Raw genomic sequence first — 26,747 nt, 5'->3', positions numbered from 1 at the left:
GTCGCCCGGAGAGGGCGGTCGCGGCGGGAGCCGCCCGGACCGGACGGACCGCGCGGCGCGCGCTACGGCGACAGCATCGCCGCGGCGCGGCCCGAGGCGATCTCGCGCCCGTCGTGCAGGATCCGGAACCCGTACTGCTGGCTGCCGGTCGCGGCCAGCAGCAGCTCGGCCTCGCCGCGCAGCGGGCCGTCGAGATCGTCGATGCGCGCCAGCTGCAGGGCCACGTCGCGCAGCGCGACCAGCATCCCGTCGGCGGCGCGGCCGCCCTGTGCACGCGCCAGCAGGCCGCCATGCACGGCCATCGCCTGGGCGCCGTACTCGCACAGGTGCAGCGCGTGCAGCACACCGCCGCTGCGCAGCGGGTGCGCCGGATCGCGATGGGCGCCGGTCTGCAGCACGATGCGCCCCGCCTCCCATTCCAGCACCTCGTCCCACAGGCACATCCGGCCCTGGTGCGGTACCAGCGACAGGATCGTGTCGCGGTCGACCCGGCTCATGCCGCCTTCTCCAGCGCATCGGCCCGGGCGATGAACAGCGACAGCACGAAGTTGAACAGCACGCCCAGCGCGACGGTGCCGCCGATCGCGCGCAGCACCGGGATCGAGGACAGCGCCAGCAGGCTGAACACCAGCAGCGTGGTCAGGCTGCAGACGATGACCGCATGCAGCGTACGCAGCTGGTCGTCGCGGTCGTCGCCGGCGTGGTCGAAGAACAGCGCGTAGTCCAGGCCCAGGCCGGCGGCCAGGATCAGCGACACCAGGTGGAACAGGTTGAGTTCGACCCCGAGCACGCGCAGCACCGCCACGATCAGCAGCGTGCTCAGCGCCATCGGCGCGACCACGCGCAGCACCCGCCGCGGCGAGCGCAGCGCCAGCCAGACCACGCCCACCAGCAGCAGCGCGGCCACCGTCAACGCGGCCAGCAGCCGGACCCGCCACTGCGCGACCAGCGATTCGGAGGCCTGCTTGAGATCGAGCAGCTGCGCACCGGAGGCCTGGACCCGCGCGGCGAGCGCGGCCGGATCGTGCAGCCCGGACAGCGACACCAGCGCGGTAGCGTGGTCGGTCCCCTGCAGCAGCAGGCTGCCGACGCCCAGTTCCAGCGGCGTGCCGGCCAGGGCGGCGGCGGTCAGCGGCGCGGCCGTACGCGCGGTCGCCACGTCCTCCAGGAACGGGGCGAAGGCATCGGCCCGGAACGGGCTGTCCGCCAGCGCCTGCTCCAGATCGGCCTGCAGCGTCGCCGCCTCCGGCAGCCGCGCCTGGCGCGCCCGCTGGGTGGCGGCGCTGGGCAGGTAGCGCGCGGCCAGGTCGTAGCCATCGAGCAGGCCGTCGGCGCGCGCCTGCGCCAGCACCGGCAGCAGCCGTTCGGACGCCTGCAGCGCGGCATCGGCATCGGCGGCCTGCAGCGCCAGCATGTAGCGCACGTCGGGCGCACCGAGTTCGGCCCGCAGCTGCGCATCGCGCTGCAGGTCGGCCGGCGGCACCGGGGTCAGCCGCGACAGGTCGTTCTGCCAGAACGTCCCCGGTGCGAAGGCGATCGCCGCCAGTGCCACGACCGCCAGGCCGGCCAGCGCGCGACGCGGTCGCGGCAACCGGGCGATGCCGTGCCACAGCCGCGCCAGGAGCGCCGAATGGGCCGGATCGCGGCGGGTCGGCCCGACCAGGGCCGGCAGCAGCCAGCGGGTCGCGGCGGCGGCCACGCCGAGGCCGACGATGGTGAACACCGCCAGCTGCTTGAGGCCTTCGACGCCCGAGAACAGGAAGGTCGCGTAGGCGATGCAGGTGGCGGCCACGCCGGTGATCAGGGTCGGCCACAGCGCGCGCACGTTGTGCCAGGGCGAGACGCCCGGACGCAGGTGGCTGAAGAAATGGATCGGGTAATCCTGGGCCACGCCGATCAAGGTGAAGCCGAAGGCGATGGTGATGCCGTGCACGCCGTCGAAGGCCAGCGCCACCGCGAGCAGGCCGGCCAGGCCGGCGCTGGCCAGCGGCAGCGCGCCCAGCAGCGGCATGCTCCAGCGCCGATAGGCGAGACCGAGCAGCAGCAGCAGGCCGATCGTGTCGACCGTGCCGATCCAGGTCATCTCGCGCTCGGTGCGCTCGCGGATCGCCACGGCGAACGCGCCGGGGCCGGACAGCTCCAGCTGCGCCGCGTCGGCCTGGCCGGCGGCGGCGCCGGCGAACGCCGCCTCGATCGCCGCCACCGCCTCGAGCTGGCCGGCACTGTCGAAGCCGGCCGCGCGGGTCTGGATCAGCAGCAACGCCTGCGCGCCGTCGCGATCGAACCAGACGCCGTGCAGGCGCTGCGGTGCGTGCGCCGGCTGCCAGGCCTCGGCCAGGTGCAGGATTTCCAGGGTGGGATCGGACGGCAGCAGCGGTTCGACCAGGTCACCGGCCGGCGAGCCCAGGTCCTGCAGCCGCGCCTGCAGTTCCTGCTGCAGGTACGCCGCATCCAGCGCCTGCGTATCCAGGGTCGGCGACAGCAGGTAGCGGTACGGCCGCAGGTGCCCGGGCACGGCATCCAGGCCGTTGTCGTCGCCGTTGGCGACCAGGGCGATGCGGGGGTCGGCCTGCAGCGCGGCGCGCAGCGCCTGCGAGCGGGCCGCCAGCACCTCCGCTGGCGCGCCGTGCACGGCGGCCAGCAGCAGGCGCGAGCCGGGGCCTTCGCCCAGTTCGTCGACCAGCAGGACCTGCGCCGGCGTGCGCGGCGAGGGCAGGAAACGGCGCAGGTCCTCTTCCATCCGCAGCTGCGAGGCCAGCCACCAGCCGGCCATGCCCAGCAGCGCCAGCCAGACCAGGGCCAGCGCGGTCCGTCCCGCCGGGGTGCCGGTCATGGCGTGCCGCGGTCGCCGTGGCACAGCGCGGCCAGCGCGGCCGGGTCGTCGACGCCGACCGCCGCCGCGGCGGCGCCGGCCATCAGCGTGCGCTGCGCCTCGCCCTTGGCCGGCACGCTCTCCACGCAGCGCAGCTCGGCGCCGCGGCCATGCAGGTCGATCCGCTGCAGGGCGGCGGCCAGACGCGGATCACGCGGCACCAGGCGCAGGGTCCAGCGCTCGCGCGCGCCGCTGGCGTCCACGGTGTAGGTGCGTTCGAGCAGGGCGCGGTCGCCGGACAGCAGCGCGCCGAATCCGGCCTGCACCGCGGCCAGCTCCGGCACCTGCTGCAGGCTGATCGTGCGCGGCGCGCGGTTGCCGCGCACGATCACCGCCTGGCCATCGGCCAGCGTGGTGGTCTCGGCGTAGGGCGCGGTCACCTCGCGGACCAGACGGCCGCCGGGCTCGCTGCGGTACTCGCCCTGCAGCCGCAGCGGCTGCTTGAGCATCGCCGACTGGCGCAGCTCGACGAAGGCGGTGCGGCTGGGCGCCGGACGCGCCACCGCCTGCAGCACCCAGCCGGCATCCAGCGGCTCAGGTGCCGCTGCGCTCGGCAGTGCGAACGCGCACAGCAGCAGCGTCCAGGGACGGATCCTGCGGCACGGGGCGCGGGGCGGCATGCGGGGCGGCGTCGGGGACATCGGCATTCCAGAAGTCGAAGAAGTTGAACCAGTTGGTGGGTGCGCGCCGGGCATGGTGTTCCAGCCGGGTGGCGTAGCGGGCGACCCACTCGCCCAGCACCCGCGCGCGCTGCGCGCGAGGCGGAAGGTGCGCGGTGCCGCCCTCGAGGAACGGCTCGAAGTACAGGTCGTAGCGGTTGCCGCCGGCGTACAGGCCGAAGCACAGCAGCACCGGCGCGTGCAGCGCCACGGCCAGTCGCCACGGCGTCAGCGGGAAGCGCGCGGTGCCGTCCACGAACGGCACCGGCACGGTGTCCTCGTGCGGCTGCGAGCGGTCGACCAGCAGCGCGACCAGCGCGCCGTCCTCGAGCGAACGCTGGATCTCCAGCGCGATCGACGGGCCATCCTGGCTGCCGTCGATGACGCCGGCGGCCAGCACCGGATCGAGCCGGTCGAACAGCTCGGTCAGCACCGGGTTCTGGGTGCGGTCCAGCACGATCCGCACCACCAGCCCGGGCCGGCGCCGCGAGAGGATGCGCAGCGCGTCGAAGCTGCCCAGGTGCGAGCCGAACAGCAGCACGCCGCGGCCCTGGTCGACCAGCGCCTCCAGCGGCGCCAGGCCATGCACGTGGATGTCGAAATGGCGCAGCTGACCGCCCAGCAGGAACAGCCGGTCCAGGATGGTCGAGGCGAAGCAGTGGATGTGCCGGGCCACGGCCAGCACGCCGGCGCGACGGCCGCGCACGCGGCTCAGCCAGGCCCGCGAGGCGCGCCGCTCGGGGCCACGCATCACCAGGAAGTACAGCGTGATCGGATACAGGCACAGCCGCGCGATGCCGCGCCCGCCATGCCGTGCGATCGCCGCGATCAACGCGATCGCCCGGCGCCCGCCGCCTTCGGGACGCTGCTTCCACGCCGCCGGCGCATTCATGCAGCAGCGCTCCGGATCTCGCCGCGCGCCAGCACGGCATCGGCGTGGCGCACCTCGAACCGCCAGCGCGGCGCGGCGCCCTCGATCCGCACCTCGGCTTCCTGCCCCGGCAGCAGCGGCGCCAGGAACTTGACCTGCGGCAGCCGCCAGGGCGCGGGGACCGCGTCGGCGGACGCGATCGCCGTCATCACCTGCTCCAGCACCACCACGCCAGGCACGACCGGATGGCCCGGAAAGTGGCCGGGCAGGCAGGGATGGTCGGGCGGGATCGTGAAGCGCATCGTGCCTAGGATAGCCGCCGCACCGCCGCCGCGGGCAGGGCCGGCACCGGGGGTTCAGCCGAGCAGGCCGCGCCAGAACCGCGGGCCGAGCGTGGCCATCTGGCGGGCGAACTCCAGCCCGTTGCGGTAGGGCCGGCTCGGGAACAGCCGCTTGCGGTAATGGAACTCGGCCGCCATGAAGCCGCCGACCACGCCGTAGTTCAGCAGGTTGGCGAACCACGACCACCATGCGTGCGGAACCACGATCCAGGGCGTGCGCCCCAGCGCGTCGAGTACGCCGCCAGGCACCGCGCACAGCGCCAGCCCGGCGTTGGCCGCGGTCAGCAGGGCCAGCACCCAGGCCCAGCCGGCGGTGACCTGGCGCGCATACGCCAGCAGCGCCGGCGAGGTCTCCCAGCCGGCCTGCGCATAGAGTGCGGCCACGATGCGGGCGACCAGCGGGGTCCGCCCGGGCGCCAGGCTGCGCGCGAACCACCACGACAGCCAGCCGGTGAAGGCCACCGGCGGCGCCAGCAGCGACAGCAGCGCCCACGGCGTGTGCGCCATCCACCACAGCAGCAGCAGGGTCGCCGCCAGCGTGGCCAGCGCCCACCAGCGCCGCATCAGCAGCGGCGCGATCAGCAGCATCAGGGCAAGGTCGGCCAGTGCCAGCGAGGCCCAGGTGCCGTCCTCGCGCACGCTGGCCAGGTGCGCCAGGAACGGATACGCCACCGCCAGCAGCACCGCGATGACGACCGGCGCATCCAGCCCCGGCGCCTGTCCGGCCTCAGGCGGTGCGCTGCGACTGGACATGCGCCGACAGCGCGCGCAGCGAGCCGAAGATCCGACGGTTGTCCTCGCCTTCCGAGCGCAGCTGGAACCCGTAGCGCTTGCCGATCGCCAGCGACAGCTCCAGCGCGTCGATCGAGTCCAGGCCGAGGCCTTCGTTGAACAGCGGCGCTTCCGGGTCGATCGCCTGCGGCTCCACGTCTTCCAGGTTCAGGCTTTCCACCAGCAGTTCGGCCAGCTCGCGCTCGGCCTCGGTCTGTTGCGACATCGTCAGAGTTCCGCGTACGTCCCCATAAGAGAGGGAACGATCCGGCATCGGCCGCCGCCATGCAAGCCCGGAACCGTGAACGGGGCCGTGCGTCCGCGCGGTATCATGCCGCCCCGCCTCCCGTTTCCGGTCCCGCCGCATGACGCACGCCGAGCCGCAGCACCCGCCGTCCGCACCCACCGTGCCGACGGATGTGCCGACGGACGCGCACGTCGACGTGCTGGTGATCGGAGGCGGCCCGGCCGGCACCACCGCGGCCACCTTCCTGGCCCGCGCCGGCTGGAAGGTGACGCTGCTGGAAAAGGACGTGCATCCGCGCTTCCACATCGGCGAATCGCTGCTGCCGATGAACCTGCCGATCCTCGAACGCCTCGGCGTGCTCGACCAGGTCCGCGCGATCGGCGTGTACAAGCCCGGTGCCGACTTCCCGATGCGCGGCGACGGCGACAGCGTCAACGTGTTCCGCTTCGACCGGGCGCTGGACCCCAAGTTCGGCCACGCCTACCAGGTCAAGCGCGCCGAGTTCGACACGCTGCTGTTCGACAACGCGCTGGCCGCGGGCGTCGACGCACGCCAGCAGGTGAAGGTGGAGCGGGTCGAGTTCGGCGACGACGGGCGGCCGTACCGCGTGCATGCGCGCGACGCCGCTGGCAACGCGCTGGCGTTCCTGCCGCGCTACCTGGTCGACGCCAGCGGCCGCGACACCTTCCTCGGCGGCAAGCTCAAGCTCAAGAAGAAGAACCCCGCGCACCAGTCGGCGGCGATCTTCAGCCATTTCAGCGGCGTCACCCGGCGCGAGGGCGAAGCGGCCGGCAACATCACCGTCGAGCGCTTCGCGCACGGCTGGATGTGGCTGATCCCGCTGCGCGACGACGTGATGAGCGTCGGTGCGGTGTGCTTCCCCGAGTACCTGAAGACCCGCACCGGCGACAACGAATCCTTCCTGATGCAGACCCTGCGCGACACCCCGTCGGTGTGGGCGCGGATGCAGCAGGCGCAGCGCATCGCCCCGGTCCATGCCACCGGCAACTATTCCTATACCTGCAGCCGCATGACCGGCCCGGGCTGGGTGATGGCCGGCGATGCGTTCGCCTTCATCGACCCGGTGTTTTCCTCCGGCGTCTACCTGGGCATGAACAGCGGCGAGCAGGCGGCGAAGACGGTCGACGCGATCCTGCGCGACCCGTCGCGCGAGGCGGCCGAGCACCGCGCGATGGACAGGCGTCTGCGCCGCGGCCTGCGCTATTTCTCGTGGTTCATCTACCGCTTCACCACCCCGGTGATGGAGAAGCTCTTCGCCGAGCCGCGCAACCACCTGCAGCTGGAGCAGGCGGTGATCTCGATGCTGGCCGGCGACGTGTTCGACAACGCAGGGGTGCGCTGGCGCCTGCGCGTGTTCCGCTTCATCTACGCGATGACCGCGCTGCGGATGGCGCCGGACGCGCTGCGCGGCTGGCTGCGCCGGCGGCGCCAGGTCGGCGAGCGCTTCAGCGGCGACACCCTGCAGGGCGGCAATCCATGAGCAGCCCGATGCCCTTCTCCGCCGCCGCGCCGCAGCTGGACGTGCGCTATGCACCGGCCTCGACCCTGGCCGCGGCGCTGGCCGATCCGCGGGTCCTGGCCGTGCTCGGCTTCGGGGCCGGCGCGCGCCCCGGCAGCGACGACCCGCGCTATCTGCAGGTGCCGCTGCAGCCGCTGGCCGGCGAGGACGTGATCGAGGTCTGGCGCACGCCCCACCCGGTCGCGTGCGGCCGCGACGGCGACATCGCCTGGGCCAGCGACGGCCGCCTGCTGTTCGGCGCACTGGAGATCGACGAGCCGGACGGCGAGGACATCGAGGCGGCCGCCACCGGCGCCTATGCGCGGATGCTCGGTTTCGTCTCCACCAGCGCGATGCCCGAGCTGCTGCGCATCTGGAACTACATGGATGCGATCACCCGGGGCGAAGGCGACGAAGAGCGCTACCGCCGCTTCTGCGTCGGCCGCGTCGCCGGCCTCGGGCGGTTCGAGGTCACCCGGCTGCCGGCCGCCACCGCGATCGGTCGCTGCGACGGCGTGCGCCGGCTGCAGGTCTACTGGCTGTCCACGCAGGCCGCGGGCACGCCGCTGGAGAACCCGCGCCAGATCAGCGCCTACCGCTATCCGCGCCAGTACGGGCCGCAGTCGCCGAGCTTCGCCCGCGCGATGCTGCCGCCGGCCGGCGCGCAGGTGCCGCTGCTGCTGTCGGGCACCGCGGCCATCGTCGGCCATGTCTCGCTGCATGCCGGCGACGTCGCGGCCCAGGTCGACGAGACCCTGGCCAACATCGACAGCCTGATCGACGGCGCACGCCGGCAGCGCCCGGACCTGCCGGCCCGGCTCGATGCGGGCAGTCCGCTCAAGGTCTATGTGCGCGACCCGGCCGATGCGGCCACGGTGGCCGCGCGCCTGGATGCGCATCTGGCGCCGGCGGTGCCGCGCCTGCTGCTGCACGCGCAGGTCTGCCGGCGCGAACTGCAGGTCGAGATCGACGGCGTGCACGGCCCGGTCGACGCCACGCCCGGCGGTTGAGACAGCGCCGGCGTCCAGCGCGGGATCGCCTCCGTCGGGTGGCGTGCCGGCGGTGTCGTCGAGACAGTTCCCGGGTCCGGGGCCGCAGCGTGCGGCCGGCGTCGCAGTGCGACTGCCGGCGGCCTCAGTCGGCCCCGCAGTCCTTGCGACGCAGCGGATTCCAGCGGCCGGAGCGCTCGCATTCCAGCCTGGCCCGCTCGGCCGCCTCGGCCTTCGCACGCGCCGCTTCGGTCGCGGCGGCGGCGGTACGCGCTGCGGCGACGCGCTCGGCGTGCAGCTTCTGCACGGCGGCACGGATCTGCGGCAGCGCGGCCAGCGCGGCCTTCTCGCCTTCCATGATCGACTGGTTGCGCCTGGTGAAGTCGGCCGAGCCGTAGTCGAGCACGTCGGGGCGGATCACCACCTCGGCGCGGGCCAGCTCCTGCTCGCCCAGGCGCTGGCCCATGATGGCGATCGACTGGTTGACGATGCCGAGCATGCCGTCCGGGCGGCGCCCGCTGGCCTTGCTGGAGATGTCCACCGCGATGACGATGTCGGCGCCGAGCTGGCGCGCGGCATCGACCGGCACCGGGCTGACCACGCCGCCGTCGACGTACTGGTACTGGCCGATCGTGACCGGCTCGAACACGCCGGGCACGCTGCTGGACGCACGCACCGCCTGGCCGGTGTTGCCGCGCACGAACACCGTGCGCTCGCCGGTTTCCAGGCGCGTGGCCACCGCCGCGAATGGCCGCGGCAGGCGCTCGATGGAGCGCTTGCCGACCTGGTCGTTGACGTAGTCCTGCAGCTTCAGGCCCTGGACCAGGCCGCCGCCGAACAGGCGCACGTCGCGGATGCTGGCTTCATCCAGCGCCACCGCCTTCTCCTGCAGCTGGAACGGATCCATGCCGCTGGCGTACAGCGCGCCGACCACGCTGCCGGCGCTGGTGCCGGCGACCACGTCAGGCTTGAGCCCGTTGGCCTCCAGCATCTTGATCACGCCGATGTGGGCGAAGCCCTTGGCCGCACCACCGCCGAGCGCCAGGCCGATGCGGACCCTGGGCACGGTCGGGTCGGGCTGCGCGGCCGGCGGCACGACCGCGGTCTGCGGCGGCGGATCGGACCGGGTCCCGCCGCAGGCGGCGATCAGGACGGCGGCCAGCAACGGCAGGCAGGAACGCAGCGGACGGAATCGCTTCACGGCATCGGCAGTCGAGGCAGCCGCGACGGCGCGGCGGGCTGGATTCTACGGGCTGGCAGCGGGAGCGTCCCCGCCCGCGGATGAATGCCGGTCCGCCGCCTCGTCGAGCAATGCCAGCAGCTCATGCCGCAGCAGCTTGCCGGTGGCGTTGCGCGGCAGCGCGTCGAGCAGGCGCACGCGACGCGGCAGGAACACCGGGTCCACGCCGGCGCGCAGGGCCTCGACGATCGCCTGCGGCGACAGGCCCGGCGCGACCGCCAGCGCGGCGATGCGACCGATGCCGCCGCTGCCGTCGGCAGGCAGCTGCACGACCACGCCGTCCTCGACGCCGGGCACCGCGAGCAGGCGGCGGGTCAGGTCGCCAAGCGAGGCACGCTTGCCGGCGATCTCGAGCAGGTCGGCCTGGCGGCCGCACAGGCGGAAGCGCCCGTCGGCCTCCACCTCGACCAGGTCGGCCAGGGCCACCGGCTGCGGCAGGTGCGCGGCGTGCACCAGCGCACCGTCCGGGCGCGCGACCACGCGCACGCCGGGAAGCGGGGTCCACAGCGCATCGGCGGCGGTACGCCGCCGCGCGAACACGCAGGTTTCGGTGGAACCGAACACCTCGCGCACCTCGCAGCCGTAGCGGGCCTCGGCCGCGGCAGCCAGCTCGGGCGCCAGCGGCGCGGTCGCCGAGACGATGCCGGCCAGCGGCGGCAGGTCGACATCGGACTGCAGCAGCGCGCGCAGATGCACCGGCGTGGTCACCAGCAGCCGCGGCGCGGGCGCGTCGGCCAGCGCCTGGGCGACATCGGCCGGGAACAGCGGCCGGCCGGCATGCACCGCCGCGCCGCCCAGCAGCGGCAGCAGCACCGACAGCTCCATGCCGTACATGTGCTGCGGCGGCACCGTCGCCACCACCTGCGGCTGCGCCTGGCCCCACAGGTCCTGCAGTGCGGCCAGGTTCTGCGCGGTGCTGGTGATGAACGACGCCCAGGTCTTGACGTGCGCCTGCGGCTGGCCGGTGCTGCCGGAGGTGTAGCCGATCGCCACCGGCCAGTCGGTCGCCAGCAGCGGTGCGGCGCCCTCCTCGCTGGGCAGGACCGGCGGCAGCAGCCGGCGCTGCGTCTCGGCCAGCGCCTCGGGCAGCAGGCCGGGGTCATCGCCCAGGCAGTAGGCGTCGCCGTGGGTCGCCATGGTGGCCAGGACCACCTCGGGCGCACGCGATGGCGGCAGCAGCGTGGTCTGGCCGCGCAGCGCCGCGGCGCAGAAGGCGACCAGGAAGCGGTAGCGGTCCTCGCACAGGTTCACCACATGGCGCGCGCCGGGCAGGCCGGCGGCCACCCCGCGGACATGGCCGAGGAACTCCTCCAGCGTGCGCGTGGCCCCGGCCTCGAAGCAGAACGCGCGTGTCCCCGCGCCGATCGCGGCCGGGCGGGCGGACGCGATGGCGTCCGGCTGGAACTGGGGATCGGCCGACATGCGGTCTCCGCTGGGCATCGAAGGCGCAGCGAAACCTGTCCGCCGGGCATGGGCCGGTAGCTTGACCGGCCGGGGTGCGAGCGACAAGTCCCGGCCCGGGTGCGTCGCATTGCGCGGCGGCCACCGGCAGCGCATGACCAGTGGCCCGGGCCAGCCGACGCCCGGCTTGCTACCCTGCCCGGTTTACAGACCACGGCCGCCTCCTCATGCCAAGACTGCTGCCCCTCGCGCTGCTGCTGTTCGCCGCCCCGACCCTGGCGTCCACGCCGATCACGATCGAACAGGCCATGGCCGACCCGGACTGGATCGGCGCCCCGGTCGAAAGCGCCTGGTGGAGCTGGAACGGCCGCGAGGCCCAGCTGCAGCTCAAGCGCGAAGGCAGCGCGGTGCGCGACACCTGGCGCCAGCCGATCGCCGGCGGCGCGCTGCAGCGCGTCGACGATGCCGCGCGCGCCGATCTGGACGTGGCCGACGTGGTCTACGACGGCCAGCGCCGCCGCAGCGCCTTCGTCCGCAACGGCGACGTGTTCGTACGCGACCTGTCCACCGGTGCGCTGACCCAGCTGACCCGCACCGCCGCGGCCGAATCGCGCGTGGCCTTCGCCCGCGACGGCGGCGTGGTCTGGCGCGCCGGCAACGACTGGTTCCACTGGACCGCCGCGACCGGCGCCGCGCAGATCGCCACGCTGAAGGCCGAGAAGGACCCGGACGCCGCGCCGAAGGCCGACGCGCTGCGCGAGCAGCAGCTGCGCACCATCGCCACGCTGCGCCGCGACCGCGACCAGCGCGAGGAACAGCGTCGCCAGGAAGAGACCTGGCGCAAGGCCGACCCGACCCGCGCCGCCGGCCCGGTCTGGCTGGGCGACCAGGTCGAGATCGTCGATTCCAGCCTGTCGCCGGATGCGCGCCACCTGCTGGTGGTCACCCGCAAGAAGGGCGCCGACACCGGCCAGCGCGGCAAGATGCCGCTGTACGTGACCGAGTCCGGCTACGAAGAGTTCGAGGACGTGCGCGTGCGCGTCGGCCGCAACGACCCGACCCCGCACGCGCTGTGGCTGGTCGACGCGCAGACCGGCCAGGTCCGTGAACTGAAGACCGACGTGCTGCCGGGCATCGGCACCGATCCGCTGGCCGCGCTGCGCAAGGCCGCCGGCAAGGAGCCGCTGAAGGGCCAGCGCGCGGTGCGCGTCGGCACCGGCCGCGGCGGTGCGTCGATCAGCTGGAGCGACGACGGCGCCAATGCCGCGGTGATGCTGCGCGCGGTCGACAACAAGGACCGCTGGATCGCGGCGGTCGACCTGAAGGGCGCGCAGCTGCTGCCGCGCCACCGCCTCACCGACGCCGCCTGGATCAACTGGAACTTCAACGATTTCGGCTGGCTGCCGGACAACCGCACGCTGTGGTTCCTGTCCGAGGAGTCCGGGTACTCGCACGTCTATACCCAGGACGGTGCCGCCAGGCCGCGCCAGCGCACCTCCGGCACGTGGGAAGCCTCCGAGCCGCAGCTGGGCGCCGACGGACGCAGCCTGCTGTTCCTGTGCAACCGCGAGCGCCCCGGCGTCTACGAGGTCTGCGCGCTGGACCTGGCCGGCGGCGCGCTGCGCGAGGTCACCGCGCTGAAGGGCGTGGAGGACTTCAGCGTCTCGCCCGACGGCAGCCAGCTGCTGGTGCGCTGGTCGGCCAGCTACCTGCCGCCGCAGCTGTCGGTGCAGCCGCTGGCCGGTGGCCAGGCCCGCCAGCTGACCGACACCCGCAGCGCCGCGTTCAAGGCGCGCACGTGGATCCAGCCCGAGTACGTGCAGGTGCCGTCCAAGCACGGCGCCGGTACGGTCTGGGGCAAGTTCTACGGGCCGGCCGACTACGAGCCGGGCCGCAAGTACCCGATCGTGATGTTCGTGCACGGCGCCGGCTACCTGCAGAACGTCAGCGACCGCTACCCGAACTACTTCCGCGAGCAGATGTTCCACAACCTGCTGGTGCAGCAGGGCTACGTGGTGCTGGACCTGGATTTCCGCGCCTCGGAAGGCTACGGCCGCGACTGGCGCACCGCGATCTACCGCAACATGGGCCATCCGGAGCTGGAGGATTACCTGGACGGCCTGGACTGGGTGGTCGAGCAGCGCCAGGGCGACCGCGACCGCGCCGGCATCTACGGCGGCAGCTACGGTGGCTTCATGACCTTCATGGCGCTGTTCCGCTCACCGGGCACGTTCAAGGCCGGCGCCGCGCTGCGCCCGGTGGTCGACTGGACCCAGTACAACCACGAGTACACGTCCAACATCCTCAACACGCCGGAACTCGACCCGCAGGCTTACGCCACGTCCTCGCCGATCGAGTACGCCGAGGGCCTGCAGGACCACCTGCTGATCGCGCACGGGATGATGGACGACAACGTGTTCTTCCGCGACTCGGTGGTGCTGAGCCAGCGCCTGATCGAGCTGCACAAGGACAACTGGGAACTGGCCGCCTATCCGCTGGAGCGCCACGGCTATGTCCGCGCCGATTCCTGGCTGGACCAGTACAAGCGCATCCTCAAGCTGTACGAGCGCACCCTGAAGTGAGCGGGGCCGGCGCGCCATCGCCGGTGGACGCGACGGTGGCGCCGATCCTGACCGTGGCCGCGGTGATCCGCGATGCGGCCGGGCGCGTGCTGCTGGTGCGCAAGCAGGACTCGACGATCTTCATCCAGCCCGGCGGCAAGCGCGAGCCGGGCGAGGATGCGCTGACCACGCTGGCCCGCGAGCTGGACGAGGAACTGGGCGTGCAGCTGCGCGCCGGCAGCGCCGTCGCGCTGGGCACGTTCGAGGACGTGGCGGTGAACGAACCCGGCCGCCGGGTCCGCGCCGAGGCCTTCCTGGCCGACGTCGAAGGCAGCCCGGCCGCCCGCGCCGAGATCGCCGAGCTGGCCTGGATCGCGCCACGACCACCGTACCCGGTGCCGGTGGCCCCGCTGAGCGCCGGCCACATCCTGCCGGCCGCATGCGCGGCGCTGGCGGCGGGCGGTCCCGGACCGGCCGCGCTGCAGGACCACCCCGCTGGCGCCTGAGGGCGATGCCGGGGCCAGCGCCTGCGGCACAATGCGGGGCTTCCACCACCCGCAGGGACCGCTCCACGATGCAGCTGCCTCTTCCCCCCGCGCCGCGCGCCGGCTTCGTCAGCGTGCTGGCCAAGATCACCCTGATCCTTGCCGGCCTCAGCGTCGCCTGGTCGCTGGTCCAGGGGCTGATCGCGCTGCTGGTGTCCGACGACTGGGTGACCCTCCTCGCCTCCCGTGACTGGCCGATCCCCGCCGGGCTGATCTGGGCGCTGGTGCACCGGGTGCCGCTGTCGCTGGGCATGCTGGCGCTGTCGGTCCTGACCCTGGTCACCGCCTGGGGCCTGCTGAAGCGCCGCGAATGGGCGCGGCGGGTCTTCATCGCCCTGCTGCTGGTCAGCGCGGTCACCAACCTGCTCAGCCTGCTGCTGGTCGGGCAGATGTTCGACGCGATGATCGCGATGTATCCGCAGGAGTTCCTGCACTCCGCCGACGGCCAGGCATTGATCGCCCAGATGCAGGCCAGCCGGGTCATGTCGATGGCCACCAGCGCGGTCGGCGTGCTGACGATGGCGGTGCTGCACGTGTGGATCGTCTGGAAGCTGTGCAGCGCCGGGGTCAGGGCCGAGTTCCGCGCCCCGGCGGCTTGATCGCGATCAAGGCCGGGGGGCGGCCCCCGGCTACAATCCCGCGCATGGACGATTTCACTGCCGTACGCGACTATCTGACCGGTCTGCAGGACCGCATCTGCCAGGCCATCGAACAGGCCGACGGCAACGCCCGGTTCGTGGAGGACCTCTGGCAGCGCAGCGAGGGCGGCGGTGGCCGCACCCGGATCCTGCGCGATGGCGCGGTGTTCGAGCAGGCCGGCATCGGCTTCTCCGACGTCTCCGGCGCGCGCCTGCCGCCCTCGGCCAGCGCAGCCCGGCCGGAACTGGCCGGCGCCTCGTGGCGGGCCGTGGGGGTGTCGCTGGTGTTCCACCCGCGCAACCCGTATCTGCCGACAACGCACGCCAACGTCCGCCATTTCCGCGCCGAGCGCGATGGCCGTACCGTGGCCTGGTGGTTCGGCGGCGGATTCGACCTGACCCCCTTCTATCCGTTCGACGAGGACGTGACCGGCTGGCACCGTACCGCCCGCGCGCTGTGCGAGCCGTACGGCCCGGACCGCTATCCCGACCACAAACGCTGGTGCGACGACTACTTCTACCTGCGCCACCGCAGCGAGACCCGCGGCGTCGGCGGCCTGTTCTTCGACGACCTGCACGGCGACTTCGACAACGACTTCGCCTACATGCGCGCGGTCGGCGACGGCTTCCTCGATGCCTACCTGCCGATCGTGGAGCGCCGCCGCGACACGCCGTACGGCGAGCGCGAGCGCGAGTTCCAGCTCTACCGCCGCGGCCGCTACGTCGAGTTCAACCTGGTCTACGACCGCGGCACCCTGTTCGGCCTGCAGAGCGGCGGCCGTACCGAATCGATCCTGATGAGCCTGCCGCCGCGGGTGCGCTGGGAGTACGCCTACGAGCCCGCGGCCGACAGCGCCGAGGCGCGCCTGAAGGAGTATCTGGTTCCGCGCGACTGGCTGGCCGGATCGGGCAGCTGAGCTGCGCGGCGACGGCGCGGCAACCGGGTCGGCGGGCATAAAAAACCCCGCCGACCAGGGGGAGGTCGGCGGGGCCAGGGAGCGGAAGTTTGGGGAGTAACCCCGCTCCAGTCGATCTGCTCCAGGGGAAGGGAGAGATCTGCGACAGGCGTTGCACCTGTCGCGAACTATATGACCACTTCCAACATGGATAGTTCGTGAAGGATCCGGTTAAAAACCCATTGGATTTAGGGCGGATTCATTCGACCGGCGTGCAACGCTGCAAACACGCGCCACGCCTGAAGTGGTTAATGCAGATGAATGCCTGGCGGCGCCGCCAGGCATTCATTTTTGTGCTCAATGCGCCTCGTCCCAGTTGCTGCCGATCCCGGTATCGACGACCAATGGAACGCTCAGTTCCGCCGCGCCCGACATGCGCGCGGTGACCGCTTCGACCAGCTCCGGCACGAAGCCTTCGTCGGCCTCGAACACCAGTTCGTCGTGCACCTGCAGGATCATCAGTGCGCGCTCCCGGTGGCCGCCCAGCCAGGCGTCCACCGACACCATCGCCCGCTTGATGATGTCGGCCGCGGTGCCCTGCATCGGCGCGTTGATCGCCGCGCGCTCGGCGCCGGCGCGCTGGCCCTGGGTGCCGGCGTTGATGTAGTCCAGATACAGGCGGCGGCCGGACACGGTTTCCACATAGCCCTTCTCGCGCGCCTGCTGGCGGGTGGACTCCATGTAGTCGCGCACGCCCGGGTAGCGGCTGAAGTACAGCGCGATGTAGTCCTGCGCCTCGCCGCGGCCGATGCCGAGCTGGCGGGCCAGCCCGAACGCGCTCATGCCGTACATCAGGCCGAAGTTGATCGCCTTGGCCGCACGCCGCTCGTTGCCGGTGACCTCGTCGATGCTGGCGCGGCCGAAGACCTCGGCCGCGGTCGCGCGGTGCACGTCGGCGCCGGATTCGAACGCGCGCACCAGACCCGGATCCTGCGACAGGTGGGCCATGATCCGCAGCTCGATCTGCGAGTAGTCGCAGGCCACCAGCCTGCGCCCGGCCGGAGCGACGAAGGCCTGACGGATGCGGCGGCCGTCGTCGGTGCGGATCGGGATGTTCTGCAGGTTCGGATCGGACGAGGACAGCCGCCCGGTGGCCGCGCCGGCCTGGTGGTAGCTGGTGTGCACGCGGCCGGTGACCGGATTGATCATCTCCGGCAGCTTGTCGGTGTAGGTGCTGCGCAGCTTGGCCAGGCCGCGGTACTCCAGGATCACCCGCGGCAGTTCGTGCTGGTCGGCGATCGCCTCCAGCGCCTCTTCGTTCGTCGATGGCTGGCCCTTCGGGGTCTTCACCACCGCCGGCAGCTTCAGCTCGTCGAACAGCAGCGCCTGCAGCTGTTTGGGCGAATCCAGGTTGAAGGTCCGCCCGGCCAGTTCGGTGGCGCGCTGCTGGGCGGCCAGCATCCGCCGCGACAGGTCGGCGCTCTGCCGGCGCAGCTCGTCGGCATCGACCTGCACGCCGTTGGCCTCGATCCGGGCCAGCACCTGCACCAGCGGCATCTCGATGTCGCGGTAGACCGCCTCCAGCACCGGCTCGGCCTGCAGACGCGGCGCCAGCACCCGGTGCAGGCGCAGGGTGATGTCGGCGTCCTCGGCGGCGTACCGGGTGGCCTCGTCCAGGCCGACGTGCGAGAACGGGATCTGCTTGGCACCCTTGCCGGCCACGTCCTCGTACTTGATCGTCTCGTAGCCGAGATGGCGACGGGCCAGGCTGTCCATGTCGTGGCGGGCGGTGCCGGACTCGATCACGAAGCTCTCCAGCAGCGTGTCGTCGGCGTAGCCGGCCAGCGCGATGCCGTGCCGGCGCAGCACGTGCAGGTCGTACTTGCCGTGCTGGCCGAGCTTGCGCACGCCGGCGTCTTCCAGCAGCGGACGCAGCCGTTCCAGCGCCTGGGCGCGATCCAGCTGCGCCGGCGCGCCGGGATAGTCGTGGCCCAGTGGCAGGTAGGCGGCCTGGCCGGTCTCGGCGGCGAAGCTCAGGCCGACCAGGTTGGCCTGCATCGCGTCCAGGCTGTCGGTCTCGGTATCGAGCGCGAACTGGCCGGCCGCGCGCAGGCGCGCGATCCAGGCGTCGAGCTGGGCAGCCTCGGTGATCGCCTCGTACGCGCCCGGCGCCGACAGGGCCGGGTCGACCGCCACGGACGGCGCCGCGGCGGCAGCGACGAAGCCGGTGCTGCGTGCCCGGCCGGGCTCGGTGCGCGCGGTGGCGACCGCGGCATCCAGCATCGGCGCGTCGCCACCGCTGCCGCCCTCGAGTTCCTTCAGTGCCTGGTTGAAGCCATAGCGCGCGTACAGCGTGCGCAGCGCTCCGGTCTCGGGCGCGCGCAGCTGCAGGTCGCGCGGGCCCTGCGACAGGGCCACGTCGGTGCGGATGGTGACCAGTTCGCGGTTCAGCGGCAGCCGCTCCAGCGCCGCGCGCAGGTTCTCGCCGATCTTGCCCTTGATCTGCGGCGCGGCCGCGATCACGCCATCCAGCGACCCGTACTCGGACAGCCACTTGGCCGCGGTCTTGGGCCCGCACTTCTCCACGCCGGGCACGTTGTCGACGGTGTCACCCATCAGCGCCAGCAGGTCGACGATCTGCGCGGCATGCACGCCGAACTTGGCGATCACCGCCTCGTCCGAATCCATGCGGCTGCCGGTCATCGTGTTGACCAGCTCCACGCCCGGTCTGACCAGCTGGGCGAAATCCTTGTCGCCGGTGGAGATGGTCACCGCGATGCCATCGCCGAACGCGGCCAGCGCCAGGGTGCCGATCACGTCGTCGGCCTCCACGCCCCCGATGCGCAGGATGTCGATGCCCAGCGCCTGCACGATCTCGCACATCGGCTGCACCTGCGCGCGCAGGTCGTCGGGCATCGGCGGGCGGTTGGCCTTGTACTGCGGATAGAGATCGTCGCGGAAGGTCTTGCCGGGCGCGTCGACCACGAAGGCGACGTAGTCGGGCTTCTCCTTCAGCGTCGCGCGCAGCATGTTGACCACGCCGAACAGCGCGCCGGTGGGCTCGCCGTGGGCGTTGGTCAGCGGCGGCAGCGCGTGGAAGGCGCGGTAGAGGTAGCTGGAGCCGTCGATCAGGACAAGTCGTGTCATGCGCGGATTCTACGTGAGCCGACCTGCACCCACGTCGACGCCACGGCCACCACCGGCGGGCGCATAATCGGGACTCCCGCAACGAGCGAGACACCGCCATGCAGACCAGGACGTTCCTTCAGGCCGCCGCGCTCGGTGCGGTGTTGTCGCTCGCCGGCTGCGCCACCACCGGCGGTGCGCCGGTCGACGTGGCCGGCGCCGATGTGGCCAGCCGCACCATGGACAACGGCGACGTGGTCGAGGAATACCGCGTCGGCGGCCAGCTGCGGATGGTGAAGATCACCCCGCCGCGCGGCCCGGCCTACTACCTGTACGACCGCGACGGCGACGGCAGCCTGGATCGCGACCGCGACGACGTGCCGGCCACCTACTGGCAGCTGTTCCAGTGGTGAGCCGCGCGGCGACCGCCTGAGCGGCGATCGCACGTCACGCGGTCGCCGTCGCCCGTCCGCCTGGAATCGTCCGATGTTCAGGAACCTCATCCCGAAGATCTTCTACGACGAGCTGCAGACCGGGCTCGCCTTCTTCGTCGACGGGCTCGGCTTCCGGGTCGGCTACCAGGACGCGGACATGGCGGTGGTCGAGCGCGATGGGGCCAAGGCCTATCTGGTCCGCAGTCCCGGCCACGAAGGCGGCGAGCGCCCCGATCTGGGCATCGACACCGACGACATCGATGCGGTGTTCGCCGAACTGTCGGCGCGCGCCCCGCAGTTCCTGCATCCCAATGCCGACCGCATCGCGCTGCGGCCGTGGGGCGCCCGCGAGTTCGCGATGCTGGACCCGACCACGGTCTGCGTGACCTTCCGCCAGTGGCCCGCCGCGGATTGAGCCGCGAGCGCTGAACCGTGCAGCGGCATGGATCCGCCCGGCGTCAATCCGGCTGCAGCAGCCGCGGTCCGCTCCCCTCCTCGCCCAGCACGTCCTGCGGATTGCGCAGCGGGCACTCGCGCAGCGACAGGCAGCCGCAGCCGATGCAGCCGTCCAGGTGATCGCGCAGTCGGGTCAGCTGGGCGATCCGCGCATCCAGATCCGCCCGCCAGCGCCGCGACAGCCGCTGCCAGTCGGCCCGGTCCGGTGCCGCACCGGCCGGCAGCGCCTGCAGCGCACGCGCGATCTCGGCCAACGGCACGCCGGCGCGCTGGGCGACCTTGATCACCGCGATCCGGCGCAGCACGTCGCGGCCGTAGCGGCGCTGGTTGCCGGCATTGCGCTCGCTGTGGATCAACCCCTTGGCCTCGTAGAAATGCAGCGCCGAGACGGCGACGCCGCTGCGCGCGGCGACCTGCCCGACCGACAGCCAGCCGCCCCGCCGTTCCCGTTGTTCCGCCATCGCCGGCTTGACCTCGACTTAGGTTGAGGTCCTAGCCTGCCACACCTCTTCCGCACCGCTGGTCCCGACATGCACCTGCCTACCCTCCGCCTCGCCCTGCTCTACGGCAGCGACCGCCCGCTGCGCTTCTGCGACACCGTCGCCGGCTGGGCGCTGCAGCGTGCCAGCGCTTACGGCGGCTGGAGCATCGAGCGCCTGGATCCGGCCACACCGGCCGGCCGCGACACCCCGACCCTGCTGCGCCGCGTGCGCGAGGCCGATGCCTTCCTTGTCGTGACCCCGGAGTACAATCACGGCTATCCGGCGCCACTGAAGGCCATGATCGACGCGGTCTACACCCAGTGGCAGGCCAAGCCTGTCGCCTTCGTCTCGTACGGCGGCCTGTCCGGCGGCCTGCGTGCGGTCGAGCAGCTGCGCCAGGTGTTCGCCAGCCTGCACGCGGTGCCGCTGCGCGATGGCGTCAGCTTCGCCCATGCGCGCGACCAGTTCGACGCCGAAGGCGGACTGGCTGCCGGCCACCCGGCCACCGAGGCGATGCGGCTGGCGCTGGCCCGCCTGCACTGGTGGGCCGCGGCCCTGCACCAGGCCCGCCTGCTGTCCCCCTACGAACGCATCGCCGCCTGAGCGGCGCACACCAAGCTCCCATGCAGCACACCGACGCACGCCCCGACCCGACCACCACCGCCCGCCCCCCGCGCCGCAGCGCCCTGTTCCGCTGGTTCGAGCGCCGGATCGACGCGTATCCGGCCGAGGCCCCGGTGCAGCCGCCGCGCACGCTGTACGCGTTCTGCCGGCACTACACCCGCGGCACCGAGCCGTGGCTGGTGCTGATGGCGTTGCTGACCACCGCCATCGCCGTGACCGAGGTGCTGCTGTACGCATTCACCGGCTCGATCGTCGACCGCCTGTCCAGCCACACGCCGGACACCTTCCTGGCCGCCGAAGGCTGGAACTTCGCGCTGATGGCGCTGGTGGTGCTGGTGCTGATGCCGGCGCTGAACCTGCTCAGCGCGCTGGTGATCCACCAGACCCTGCTCGGCAACTTCCCGATGCGGATCCGCTGGCAGGTGCACCGCTACCTGCTGCGCCAGTCGATGAGCTACTTCCAGGACGAGTTCGCCGGCCGGGTCGCGACCAAGCTGATGCAGACCTCGCTGGCGGTGCGCGAGACGGTGATCAAGCTGCTCGACGTCGGCAACTACGTGGTCGTCTACTTCGGCGGCGCGCTGATCGTGGCCGCCTCGGCCGACTGGCGCCTGATGCTGCCGTTCCTGGGCTGGATGCTGGCCTACGGCGCGCTGCTGCGCTACGCGATCCCGCGCCTGAACAGGGTCGCCCAGGCGCAGGCCGACGCGCGCTCGACCATGACCGGCCGCATCGTCGACAGCTACACCAACATCGCCACGGTCAAGCTGTTCTCGCACTCGCGGCGCGAGGAGGACTACGCGCGCGAGTCGATGGACGGCTTCCTCGGCACCGTGCACCGGCAGATGCGGCTGGCCAGTTTCGTCAACGTCAGCAACGACGTGCTGAACATGCTGCTGCTGTTCGCGGTGGCCACGCTCGGCATCGTGCTGTGGATGCAGGATGCGGTCAGCGTCGGCGCGATCGCGGTGGCGATCGCCTTCGTGCTGCGCCTGATGGGCATGTCGCAGTGGATCATGTGGGAGATGTCGGCGCTGTTCGAGAACATCGGCACCGTGCAGGACGGGATCAACTCGATCGCGCTGCCGCCGATGGTCGACGACGCGGACGATGCGCAGCCGCTGGTCGCGGTGCGCGGCGACATCCGCTTCGAGGCGATGTCGTTCCACTACGGCAAACAGGGCGGCGTGATCGAAGGCCTGGACCTGCACGTGCGGCCCGGCGAGAAGGTAGGCCTGGTCGGCCGCTCCGGCGCCGGCAAGTCGACCCTGGTCAACCTGCTGCTGCGCTTCTACGACCGCGAGGCCGGGCACATCCGCATCGACGGCACCGACATCGCCACCGTCACCCAGGAATCGCTGCGCGCCAGCATCGGCGTGGTCACCCAGGACACCTCGCTGCTGCACCGCACGGTGCGCGACAACATCCTGTACGGGCGACCGGACGCGAGCGAGGCGGAGATGATCGAGGCCGCGCGCCAGGCCAACGCGCACGACTTCATCCTGGCGCTGGTCGACGCCAAGGGCCGGCAGGGCTACGACGCCCAGGTCGGCGAGCGTGGCGTGAAGCTGTCGGGCGGCCAGCGCCAGCGCATCGCGATCGCGCGCGTGCTGCTGAAGAACGCGCCGATCCTGGTGCTGGACGAGGCGACGTCGGCGCTGGACTCGGAAGTCGAGGCGGTGATCCAGGAAAACCTGTACCGGCTGATGCAGGGCAAGACGGTGATCGCGATCGCGCACCGGCTGTCGACGATCGCGGCGATGGACCGTCTGGTGGTGATGGACCAGGGCAGGATCGTCGAACAGGGCACGCACGAGCAGCTGCTCGCGCAGGGCGGCCTGTACGCGCAGCTGTGGCAGCGCCAGTCCGGCGGGTTCCTGGACGAAGGCTGAGCGGTCACCGCGCCGCGGCGGCATCACGCCGGCACACCGCCACACCTCACGGCTGCGGTGGTGCCCGGTCCGGCGGCGTCATCCGGTCACGGACCTGCGCGCCAACCCCACGACATCCCCACGCCCGGAACCACCGGGCGTGGGCGATGCGCCGGCCTCAGCCGGCCAGCGTCGGGTAGTCGGTGTAGCCACGCTCGCCGCCGCCGCCGTAGAACGTGGCGGTATCCGGCGTGTTCAACGGCGCATCGGCCTGCAGCCGCTCGACCAGGTCGGGATTGGCGATGTAGGCCTTGCCGAACGCGATCAGGTCGGCCTCGCCGCGCTCGACCGCGGCCAGCGCCGAGGCACGGTCGTAGCCGTTGTTGCCCATCCACGCGCCACGGCCGCCAGCGGCACGATAGGCCGCCTGCAGCGCGGCGTAGTCGAACGGCGCATCGCCCTGCACGTAATCGCGCGGGCCGCCGGTGGCGCCTTCGATCACGTGCACGTAGGCCAGCGCATGCTTCGCCAGCAGGCGGGCGACGTGCTCGAACAGCGGCTGCGGCTGCGGGTCGAAGGCATCGTTGGCCGGGGTGACCGGCGAGATGCGGATGCCGGTACGCTCGGCGCCGATCTCCTCGACGATGGCGGTCAGCACCTCGTCGAGCAGGCGCGCGCGGTTCTCGATGCTGCCGCCGTAGGCGTCGTCGCGATGGTTGCTGCCGGCGCGCAGGAACTGGTCGAGCAGGTAGCCGTTGGCCGCATGCAGTTCGACGCCATCGAAGCCGGCCTCGACCGCGGCACGCGCCGCGCGGCGGTAGTCGGCGACGATGCCGGGCAGCTCGTCCAGACGCAGCGCGCGCGGCTCGGACGTGTCCTCGAAGCGGCCACCGCCCTCGCCATCGACCAGGAAGGTCTTGGCCTTGGCGCGGATCGCCGAGGGCGCCACCGGCGCCTGGCCGTCCGGCTGCAGTTCGGTGTGCGAGATCCGGCCCACGTGCCACAGCTGGGTGACGATGCGTCCACCGGCGGCATGCACCGCGTCGGTGACCGCGCGCCAACCTTCCAGCTGCTCCGGCGCGTACAGGCCGGGCACGTCGGCGTAGCCCTGGCCCTGGTGGCTGATCGCGGTGGCCTCGGTGATCAACAGGCCAGCGCTGGCGCGCTGTGCGTAGTAGGTCGCGGTGATCGGGCGCGGCACCGCGCCGGGCGAGCGGTTGCGGGTCAGCGGCGCCATCACGACGCGGTTGGGCAGCTGCCAGGCGCCGACGGTCAGCGGATCGAACAACGAGGACATGGGGAACCTTGTGACTGGGGGAAGCGGATGGTCGACATGCGGGCGCGCCGTCCGCTCCACCAGCCGCCGCTCCGCAATGCAGTGTTGCAGCGGGTGGCGTGATCGGGCCGTGGCGGCCGACCGAGATCGCGTGCAGCGGTCGTCGCCGCGTCGTCCGCTGCGGCGACAACGCGACCGGTGTCCGCTGGCCGCACCGCCCCGCGCGGATGCCAGGCGGTACGGCCACCGCGTCGAAGCGAATCCGCAGCGACGCCGGCGATGGCGGCACGCTGGCCGGCGCCACACCCCGCAGGCCCGCTATCGATTGCCGGTCAGGTCCGTCCCGTGCGCGGGGATCGCTCCCGCGACGCCACCCGCGTGCCGAAGGCCGCCCGGCGTCCATGCGTCGATGCCGTTATCGACGCCGGGCACGATGCGTGACCGGCGTTGCCCGCCTCTCCCGTAAGCGCGGTGAGGCGCCGCGACCGGGTCGCAACGCCCACGCCATGCAGCGCTCAGCCGGCGAAACTGCGCACCAGTTCCTGCTGCTGGGGCTGGCTCAGCAGCGGGCCGATGCCGGCCTTGAGCTGGTCGAGCTGGCGGTCGGGCTTGCCTGTCGCCGGGATCACGGTGGTCACCGCCGGGTGGCTGATCGCGAATTTCAGGAACAGCTGCGCCCACGAGGTGATGCCGGCTTCCGCCGCCCAGCCCGGCAGTGCCCGGTCGCGAACCTGGGCGAACAGCTTGCCGTCGTCGAACGCGCGATTGATCAGCACCGCCACGCCCTTCTCCTGCGCCAGCGGCAGCACGGTCCGTGCCGCGGCGGTGGCGTTGACCGAATAATGGATCTGGATGAAGTCGAGCTTTTCGCTGCGCAGCACCCGCTCCAGTTCCGGCAGTCCGCTGTCGATGTAATGGGTGACGCCGACATAGCGGGTCTTCCCCTGCGCCTTCAGTTCGCGCGCATACCCCAGCTGGCGCTTCCAGTCGCGCAGGTTGTGCACGAACAGCAGGTCGACCGTGTCGGTCTGCAGCTTCGCCAGCGACTGCGCCCACTGCGCCTGCGCGGCTTCGGCGCTGTCGGCGGCGATCTTGGTCGCCAGGAAGACCCTGTCGTGCCAGCCGCCATCGGTGAGCAGCTGGCCGAGCGTGGCGTCGGCCTTGCCATAGTTGGGGGCCGTATCGATCACGCGGGCGCCGCCGTCGAAGAAGATCTTCAGCACGTCCTGCAGCTGCGCGTACTCGGGCGTGCCGACGGCGACGTCGTAGCTGCCCGAGGTGCCGGCACCGATCACCGGCAGCGCTTCGCCGGTGGACGGGATCGGCCGGGTCAGCAGGCCACTGCCTGCGCGCGCGGCGGGCGGAGCCGCGAACAGGCTGCCGATGCTGCCGGCGGTGGCCAGGCCGAGGCCGGCGAGGATGGAAGTGGCGAGGAAATCGCGACGCGAGTACATGGGACGGCTCCTGTTCGGGGGCCCGGCGAATGCCGCGGCGGAAACGACGCCGCGCCAGATCGTTCGCCAACGGCGACGGCGGCGGGCAATGGCGGGACAACGATCGTGCACTGGCCGATGCAGGATCGGCCCGGGATCCGCATCATCCGCCCCTGCTGCCGGGCGGACCGTCATGCCGGATCGTCCGCAGCATACGGCGGGACGCGCCGCGGCATCAAAACGCGGTGCGAAGCACGCCATGCGTGCGGCAACGGCACCGCGCCGAACGCATCGACCATCCCGTCATCCCGTCGGCGCATGCCGGGCGCGACACAGGGCGGCATGGTGCGGCAGTGCCACATGCGCTGCGGCCGTGCCACGCAACACCGCCCTGCATGCGCGCGATGCCATGGCCGGCGACGATCAGGTGCGGCGACGTGGTCGCGGACGGCCGTCCTGTGTGGACGCTTCGACCGGCGGACCATGCGGCCCCACCGCCGTCGTGTCGGGGCGTGGCACCGCTACTGCGCTCCCGCATTCGACGCGCGCACGAACTCGATGAACACGCGCAGCGGCTCGGGCACGTGCCGGCGGCCGGGGTAGTAGAGAAACGGCCCAGGGAACGCTTCCCACCAGTCCACCAGCACCGGCTCCAGCGCACCGCTGTCCAGATGCGGCTGCAGCCACTGCTCGAACAGATGCACGAAACCGAGCCCGGCGATGGCCGCCTCCACCAGCAGGTCGACGCCGCCGCCGATGCGTACCCGCAGCGGGCCGGACGGGTGGATCTCCACCGTCTCGGCGCCGCGCACGAAGGTCCAGGGCGGCAGGTGGCCGCTGGGAAAGCGGCCGTGCAGGCAGGGCTGGCCGAGCAGGTCGCGCGGATGCGACGGGCGGCCGTTGCGGTCCAGCCAGGCGGGTGCCGCCGCCGTGGCCAGGCGCTGCACCGGCGGACCGATCGGCAGCGCGATCATGTCCTGCTCCAGCCGCTCGCCGTAGCGGATGCCGGCATCGCAGCCGGCGGCGAGCACGTCGACGAAACTCTCCTCGGTCTCCACCTCCAGCACGATGTCCGGATAGCGCGCGAGGAAGGCCGGCACGATCGACGGCAGCACCAGCCGCGCGGCCGAAACCGGCACGTTCAGCCGCAGCGTGCCGGAGGGACGGTCGCGGAAGCGGTTGACCGCATCCAGCGCCGCGCTCACCTCGCCCAGAGCCGGCGACAGGCGATCGAGCAGGCTGCGTCCGGCCTCGGTCGGGGTCACGCTGCGGGTCGTGCGATGCAGCAGGCGCAGGCCGAGCCCGGCCTCCAGACGTCGGACCGCGTCGCTCAGCCGCGAGGCGCTGGTATCGGTCTGCCGCGCCGCATCGCGGAAGCCGCCGGCGCGGGCGACGGCGACGAAGGCGGCGAGGTCGTTCAGATCGGGATCCATTGTGCGGCGTTCCGTACAGCCCGTGCGGATCATAGGCGCTTATCGGGGCAAACGACGCCGAC

The 26,747-nt window shown here is 72.2% G+C and carries 24 protein-coding genes; 10 read left to right on the top strand and 14 right to left on the bottom strand.

Annotated features, from left to right (window positions below; all coding sequences use genetic code 11):
• Window positions 1-62: 62 nt before the first annotated feature.
• From IB242_RS18225 to IB242_RS18195, 7 genes are read right to left on the bottom strand one after another with little or no spacing between them, the layout of a single operon-like run.
• Window positions 63-497: a phosphotransferase gene (locus IB242_RS18225; protein ID WP_192282886.1), complete on the bottom strand. Its 435-nt coding sequence runs from the start codon at window positions 495-497 to the stop codon at window positions 63-65.
• On the bottom strand, window positions 494-2,833 hold the full coding sequence (locus tag IB242_RS18220; RefSeq protein WP_192282884.1) for an MMPL family transporter: 2,340 nt from the start codon (window positions 2,831-2,833) through the stop codon (window positions 494-496). The genes IB242_RS18225 and IB242_RS18220 overlap by 4 nt, the downstream gene beginning before the upstream one ends.
• Window positions 2,830-3,492 carry a LolA-related protein gene (locus IB242_RS18215; RefSeq protein WP_192282882.1) on the bottom strand — a complete coding sequence of 221 codons (663 nt, stop codon included), beginning with the start codon at window positions 3,490-3,492 and terminating at the stop codon, window positions 2,830-2,832. The genes IB242_RS18220 and IB242_RS18215 overlap by 4 nt, the downstream gene beginning before the upstream one ends.
• Window positions 3,407-4,423, bottom strand: coding sequence for an acyltransferase (locus IB242_RS18210; RefSeq protein ID WP_192282880.1), 1,017 nt, complete (start codon window positions 4,421-4,423; stop codon window positions 3,407-3,409). Before IB242_RS18210 ends, IB242_RS18215 begins: the two co-directional genes overlap by 86 nt.
• Entirely contained in the window at window positions 4,420-4,704 is a 285-nt protein-coding gene (locus IB242_RS18205; protein ID WP_192282878.1) for a hypothetical protein, read from the bottom strand. The genes IB242_RS18210 and IB242_RS18205 overlap by 4 nt, the downstream gene beginning before the upstream one ends.
• A gap of 54 nt (window positions 4,705-4,758) precedes the next feature.
• Complete coding sequence (locus tag IB242_RS18200) at window positions 4,759-5,496, bottom strand: ketosynthase (protein ID WP_192282876.1); 738 nt, start codon at window positions 5,494-5,496, stop codon at window positions 4,759-4,761.
• Entirely contained in the window at window positions 5,471-5,740 is a 270-nt protein-coding gene (locus tag IB242_RS18195) for a phosphopantetheine-binding protein (protein ID WP_192282874.1), read from the bottom strand. The genes IB242_RS18200 and IB242_RS18195 overlap by 26 nt, the downstream gene beginning before the upstream one ends.
• 139 nt (window positions 5,741-5,879) lie before the next feature.
• Between IB242_RS18195 and IB242_RS18190 the strand changes: the two genes are divergently transcribed.
• On the top strand, window positions 5,880-7,262 hold the full coding sequence (locus tag IB242_RS18190; protein ID WP_192282872.1) for an NAD(P)/FAD-dependent oxidoreductase: 1,383 nt from the start codon (window positions 5,880-5,882) through the stop codon (window positions 7,260-7,262).
• Window positions 7,263-7,270: 8 nt separating this feature from the next.
• Window positions 7,271-8,290: a pteridine-dependent deoxygenase gene (locus IB242_RS18185; protein WP_225540827.1), complete on the top strand. Its 1,020-nt coding sequence runs from the start codon at window positions 7,271-7,273 to the stop codon at window positions 8,288-8,290.
• 124 nt (window positions 8,291-8,414) lie between these two features.
• Here the strand turns inward: IB242_RS18185 and IB242_RS18180 are convergent, their stop codons facing one another.
• On the bottom strand, window positions 8,415-9,419 hold the full coding sequence (locus IB242_RS18180; protein ID WP_225540840.1) for a patatin-like phospholipase family protein: 1,005 nt from the start codon (window positions 9,417-9,419) through the stop codon (window positions 8,415-8,417).
• A gap of 96 nt (window positions 9,420-9,515) precedes the next feature.
• Window positions 9,516-10,931 carry an AMP-binding protein gene (locus IB242_RS18175; protein ID WP_192282870.1) on the bottom strand — a complete coding sequence of 472 codons (1,416 nt, stop codon included), beginning with the start codon at window positions 10,929-10,931 and terminating at the stop codon, window positions 9,516-9,518.
• A 206-nt stretch (window positions 10,932-11,137) separates the two neighbouring features.
• Between IB242_RS18175 and IB242_RS18170 the strand changes: the two genes are divergently transcribed.
• From IB242_RS18170 to hemF, 4 genes are all read left to right on the top strand, one after another.
• Entirely contained in the window at window positions 11,138-13,492 is a 2,355-nt protein-coding gene (locus tag IB242_RS18170; RefSeq protein WP_192282868.1) for a S9 family peptidase, read from the top strand.
• On the top strand, window positions 13,489-13,977 hold the full coding sequence (locus IB242_RS18165; RefSeq protein ID WP_343237170.1) for an NUDIX domain-containing protein: 489 nt from the start codon (window positions 13,489-13,491) through the stop codon (window positions 13,975-13,977). Before IB242_RS18170 ends, IB242_RS18165 begins: the two co-directional genes overlap by 4 nt.
• A gap of 68 nt (window positions 13,978-14,045) precedes the next feature.
• Complete coding sequence (locus IB242_RS18160) at window positions 14,046-14,615, top strand: DUF2569 family protein (protein ID WP_192282866.1); 570 nt, start codon at window positions 14,046-14,048, stop codon at window positions 14,613-14,615.
• A gap of 44 nt (window positions 14,616-14,659) precedes the next feature.
• Window positions 14,660-15,571, top strand: a complete 912-nt coding sequence (gene hemF / locus IB242_RS18155) for an oxygen-dependent coproporphyrinogen oxidase (RefSeq protein ID WP_192282864.1) — start codon at window positions 14,660-14,662, stop codon at window positions 15,569-15,571.
• 336 nt (window positions 15,572-15,907) lie between these two features.
• Here hemF and polA read toward each other — a convergent pair whose 3' ends face one another.
• A complete protein-coding gene (gene polA / locus IB242_RS18150; RefSeq protein ID WP_192282862.1) occupies window positions 15,908-18,697 on the bottom strand; it encodes a DNA polymerase I in 2,790 nt (929 codons plus the stop codon).
• A gap of 98 nt (window positions 18,698-18,795) precedes the next feature.
• On the opposite strand from polA, the gene IB242_RS18145 reads away from it, so the two are divergent.
• Both IB242_RS18145 and IB242_RS18140 read left to right on the top strand, forming a co-directional pair.
• Window positions 18,796-19,089: a DUF2782 domain-containing protein gene (locus tag IB242_RS18145; protein WP_192282860.1), complete on the top strand. Its 294-nt coding sequence runs from the start codon at window positions 18,796-18,798 to the stop codon at window positions 19,087-19,089.
• Between the two features lie 73 nt (window positions 19,090-19,162).
• The gene (locus tag IB242_RS18140; protein WP_192282859.1) at window positions 19,163-19,525 is read left to right on the top strand and encodes a hypothetical protein; all 363 of its coding nucleotides are present in this window, start codon (window positions 19,163-19,165) and stop codon (window positions 19,523-19,525) included.
• 43 nt (window positions 19,526-19,568) lie between these two features.
• Here IB242_RS18140 and soxR read toward each other — a convergent pair whose 3' ends face one another.
• Window positions 19,569-20,027: a redox-sensitive transcriptional activator SoxR gene (gene soxR, locus IB242_RS18135; RefSeq protein ID WP_192282857.1), complete on the bottom strand. Its 459-nt coding sequence runs from the start codon at window positions 20,025-20,027 to the stop codon at window positions 19,569-19,571.
• A gap of 69 nt (window positions 20,028-20,096) precedes the next feature.
• Between soxR and IB242_RS18130 the strand changes: the two genes are divergently transcribed.
• Both IB242_RS18130 and IB242_RS18125 read left to right on the top strand, forming a co-directional pair.
• Complete coding sequence (locus IB242_RS18130; RefSeq protein ID WP_192282855.1) at window positions 20,097-20,651, top strand: NAD(P)H-dependent oxidoreductase; 555 nt, start codon at window positions 20,097-20,099, stop codon at window positions 20,649-20,651.
• A gap of 20 nt (window positions 20,652-20,671) precedes the next feature.
• Complete coding sequence (locus tag IB242_RS18125; protein WP_304952522.1) at window positions 20,672-22,564, top strand: ABC transporter ATP-binding protein; 1,893 nt, start codon at window positions 20,672-20,674, stop codon at window positions 22,562-22,564.
• A gap of 157 nt (window positions 22,565-22,721) precedes the next feature.
• On the opposite strand, the gene IB242_RS18120 is transcribed toward IB242_RS18125, so the two are convergent.
• The 3 genes from IB242_RS18120 to IB242_RS18110 all read right to left on the bottom strand — a co-directional run bounded on the left by IB242_RS18120 (window position 22,722) and on the right by IB242_RS18110 (window position 26,685).
• Window positions 22,722-23,840 (bottom strand): alkene reductase, encoded by a 1,119-nt coding sequence (locus tag IB242_RS18120; RefSeq protein ID WP_192282853.1) that lies wholly within the window; start codon window positions 23,838-23,840, stop codon window positions 22,722-22,724.
• A gap of 494 nt (window positions 23,841-24,334) precedes the next feature.
• A complete protein-coding gene (locus IB242_RS18115; protein ID WP_192282851.1) occupies window positions 24,335-25,273 on the bottom strand; it encodes an aldo/keto reductase in 939 nt (312 codons plus the stop codon).
• 500 nt (window positions 25,274-25,773) lie between these two features.
• Entirely contained in the window at window positions 25,774-26,685 is a 912-nt protein-coding gene (locus tag IB242_RS18110) for a LysR family transcriptional regulator (protein ID WP_192282849.1), read from the bottom strand.
• Window positions 26,686-26,747: the final 62 nt, after the last annotated feature.

It is taken from the genome of Xanthomonas sp. XNM01 (genome assembly GCF_014851915.1).
Classification (GTDB): Bacteria; Pseudomonadota; Gammaproteobacteria; order Xanthomonadales; family Xanthomonadaceae; genus Pseudoxanthomonas.
This window is presented reverse-complemented; position numbering and strand designations above follow the sequence as displayed.

Bases quoted from the DNA above. Each gene is read 5' to 3' on its own strand.
- IB242_RS18215 (WP_192282882.1), bottom strand. From the start codon at position 3,492: ATGCCGCCCCGCGCCCCGTGCCGCAGGATCCGTCCCTGGACGCTGCTG.
- IB242_RS18145 (WP_192282860.1), top strand. From the start codon at position 18,796: ATGCAGACCAGGACGTTCCTTCAGGCCGCCGCGCTCGGTGCGGTGTTG.
- IB242_RS18140 (WP_192282859.1), top strand. From the start codon at position 19,163: ATGTTCAGGAACCTCATCCCGAAGATCTTCTACGACGAGCTGCAGACC.
- IB242_RS18185 (WP_225540827.1), top strand. From the start codon at position 7,271: ATGCCCTTCTCCGCCGCCGCGCCGCAGCTGGACGTGCGCTATGCACCG.
- polA (WP_192282862.1), bottom strand. From the start codon at position 18,697: ATGACACGACTTGTCCTGATCGACGGCTCCAGCTACCTCTACCGCGCC.
- IB242_RS18205 (WP_192282878.1), bottom strand. From the start codon at position 4,704: ATGCGCTTCACGATCCCGCCCGACCATCCCTGCCTGCCCGGCCACTTT.
- IB242_RS18220 (WP_192282884.1), bottom strand. From the start codon at position 2,833: ATGACCGGCACCCCGGCGGGACGGACCGCGCTGGCCCTGGTCTGGCTG.
- IB242_RS18175 (WP_192282870.1), bottom strand. From the start codon at position 10,931: ATGTCGGCCGATCCCCAGTTCCAGCCGGACGCCATCGCGTCCGCCCGC.
- IB242_RS18130 (WP_192282855.1), top strand. From the start codon at position 20,097: ATGCACCTGCCTACCCTCCGCCTCGCCCTGCTCTACGGCAGCGACCGC.
- IB242_RS18110 (WP_192282849.1), bottom strand. From the start codon at position 26,685: ATGGATCCCGATCTGAACGACCTCGCCGCCTTCGTCGCCGTCGCCCGC.
- IB242_RS18195 (WP_192282874.1), bottom strand. From the start codon at position 5,740: ATGTCGCAACAGACCGAGGCCGAGCGCGAGCTGGCCGAACTGCTGGTG.
- IB242_RS18125 (WP_304952522.1), top strand. From the start codon at position 20,672: ATGCAGCACACCGACGCACGCCCCGACCCGACCACCACCGCCCGCCCC.
- soxR (WP_192282857.1), bottom strand. From the start codon at position 20,027: ATGGCGGAACAACGGGAACGGCGGGGCGGCTGGCTGTCGGTCGGGCAG.
- IB242_RS18170 (WP_192282868.1), top strand. From the start codon at position 11,138: ATGCCAAGACTGCTGCCCCTCGCGCTGCTGCTGTTCGCCGCCCCGACC.
- IB242_RS18160 (WP_192282866.1), top strand. From the start codon at position 14,046: ATGCAGCTGCCTCTTCCCCCCGCGCCGCGCGCCGGCTTCGTCAGCGTG.
- IB242_RS18115 (WP_192282851.1), bottom strand. From the start codon at position 25,273: ATGTACTCGCGTCGCGATTTCCTCGCCACTTCCATCCTCGCCGGCCTC.
- IB242_RS18200 (WP_192282876.1), bottom strand. From the start codon at position 5,496: ATGTCCAGTCGCAGCGCACCGCCTGAGGCCGGACAGGCGCCGGGGCTG.
- IB242_RS18225 (WP_192282886.1), bottom strand. From the start codon at position 497: ATGAGCCGGGTCGACCGCGACACGATCCTGTCGCTGGTACCGCACCAG.
- IB242_RS18210 (WP_192282880.1), bottom strand. From the start codon at position 4,423: ATGAATGCGCCGGCGGCGTGGAAGCAGCGTCCCGAAGGCGGCGGGCGC.
- IB242_RS18190 (WP_192282872.1), top strand. From the start codon at position 5,880: ATGACGCACGCCGAGCCGCAGCACCCGCCGTCCGCACCCACCGTGCCG.
- IB242_RS18120 (WP_192282853.1), bottom strand. From the start codon at position 23,840: ATGTCCTCGTTGTTCGATCCGCTGACCGTCGGCGCCTGGCAGCTGCCC.
- hemF (WP_192282864.1), top strand. From the start codon at position 14,660: ATGGACGATTTCACTGCCGTACGCGACTATCTGACCGGTCTGCAGGAC.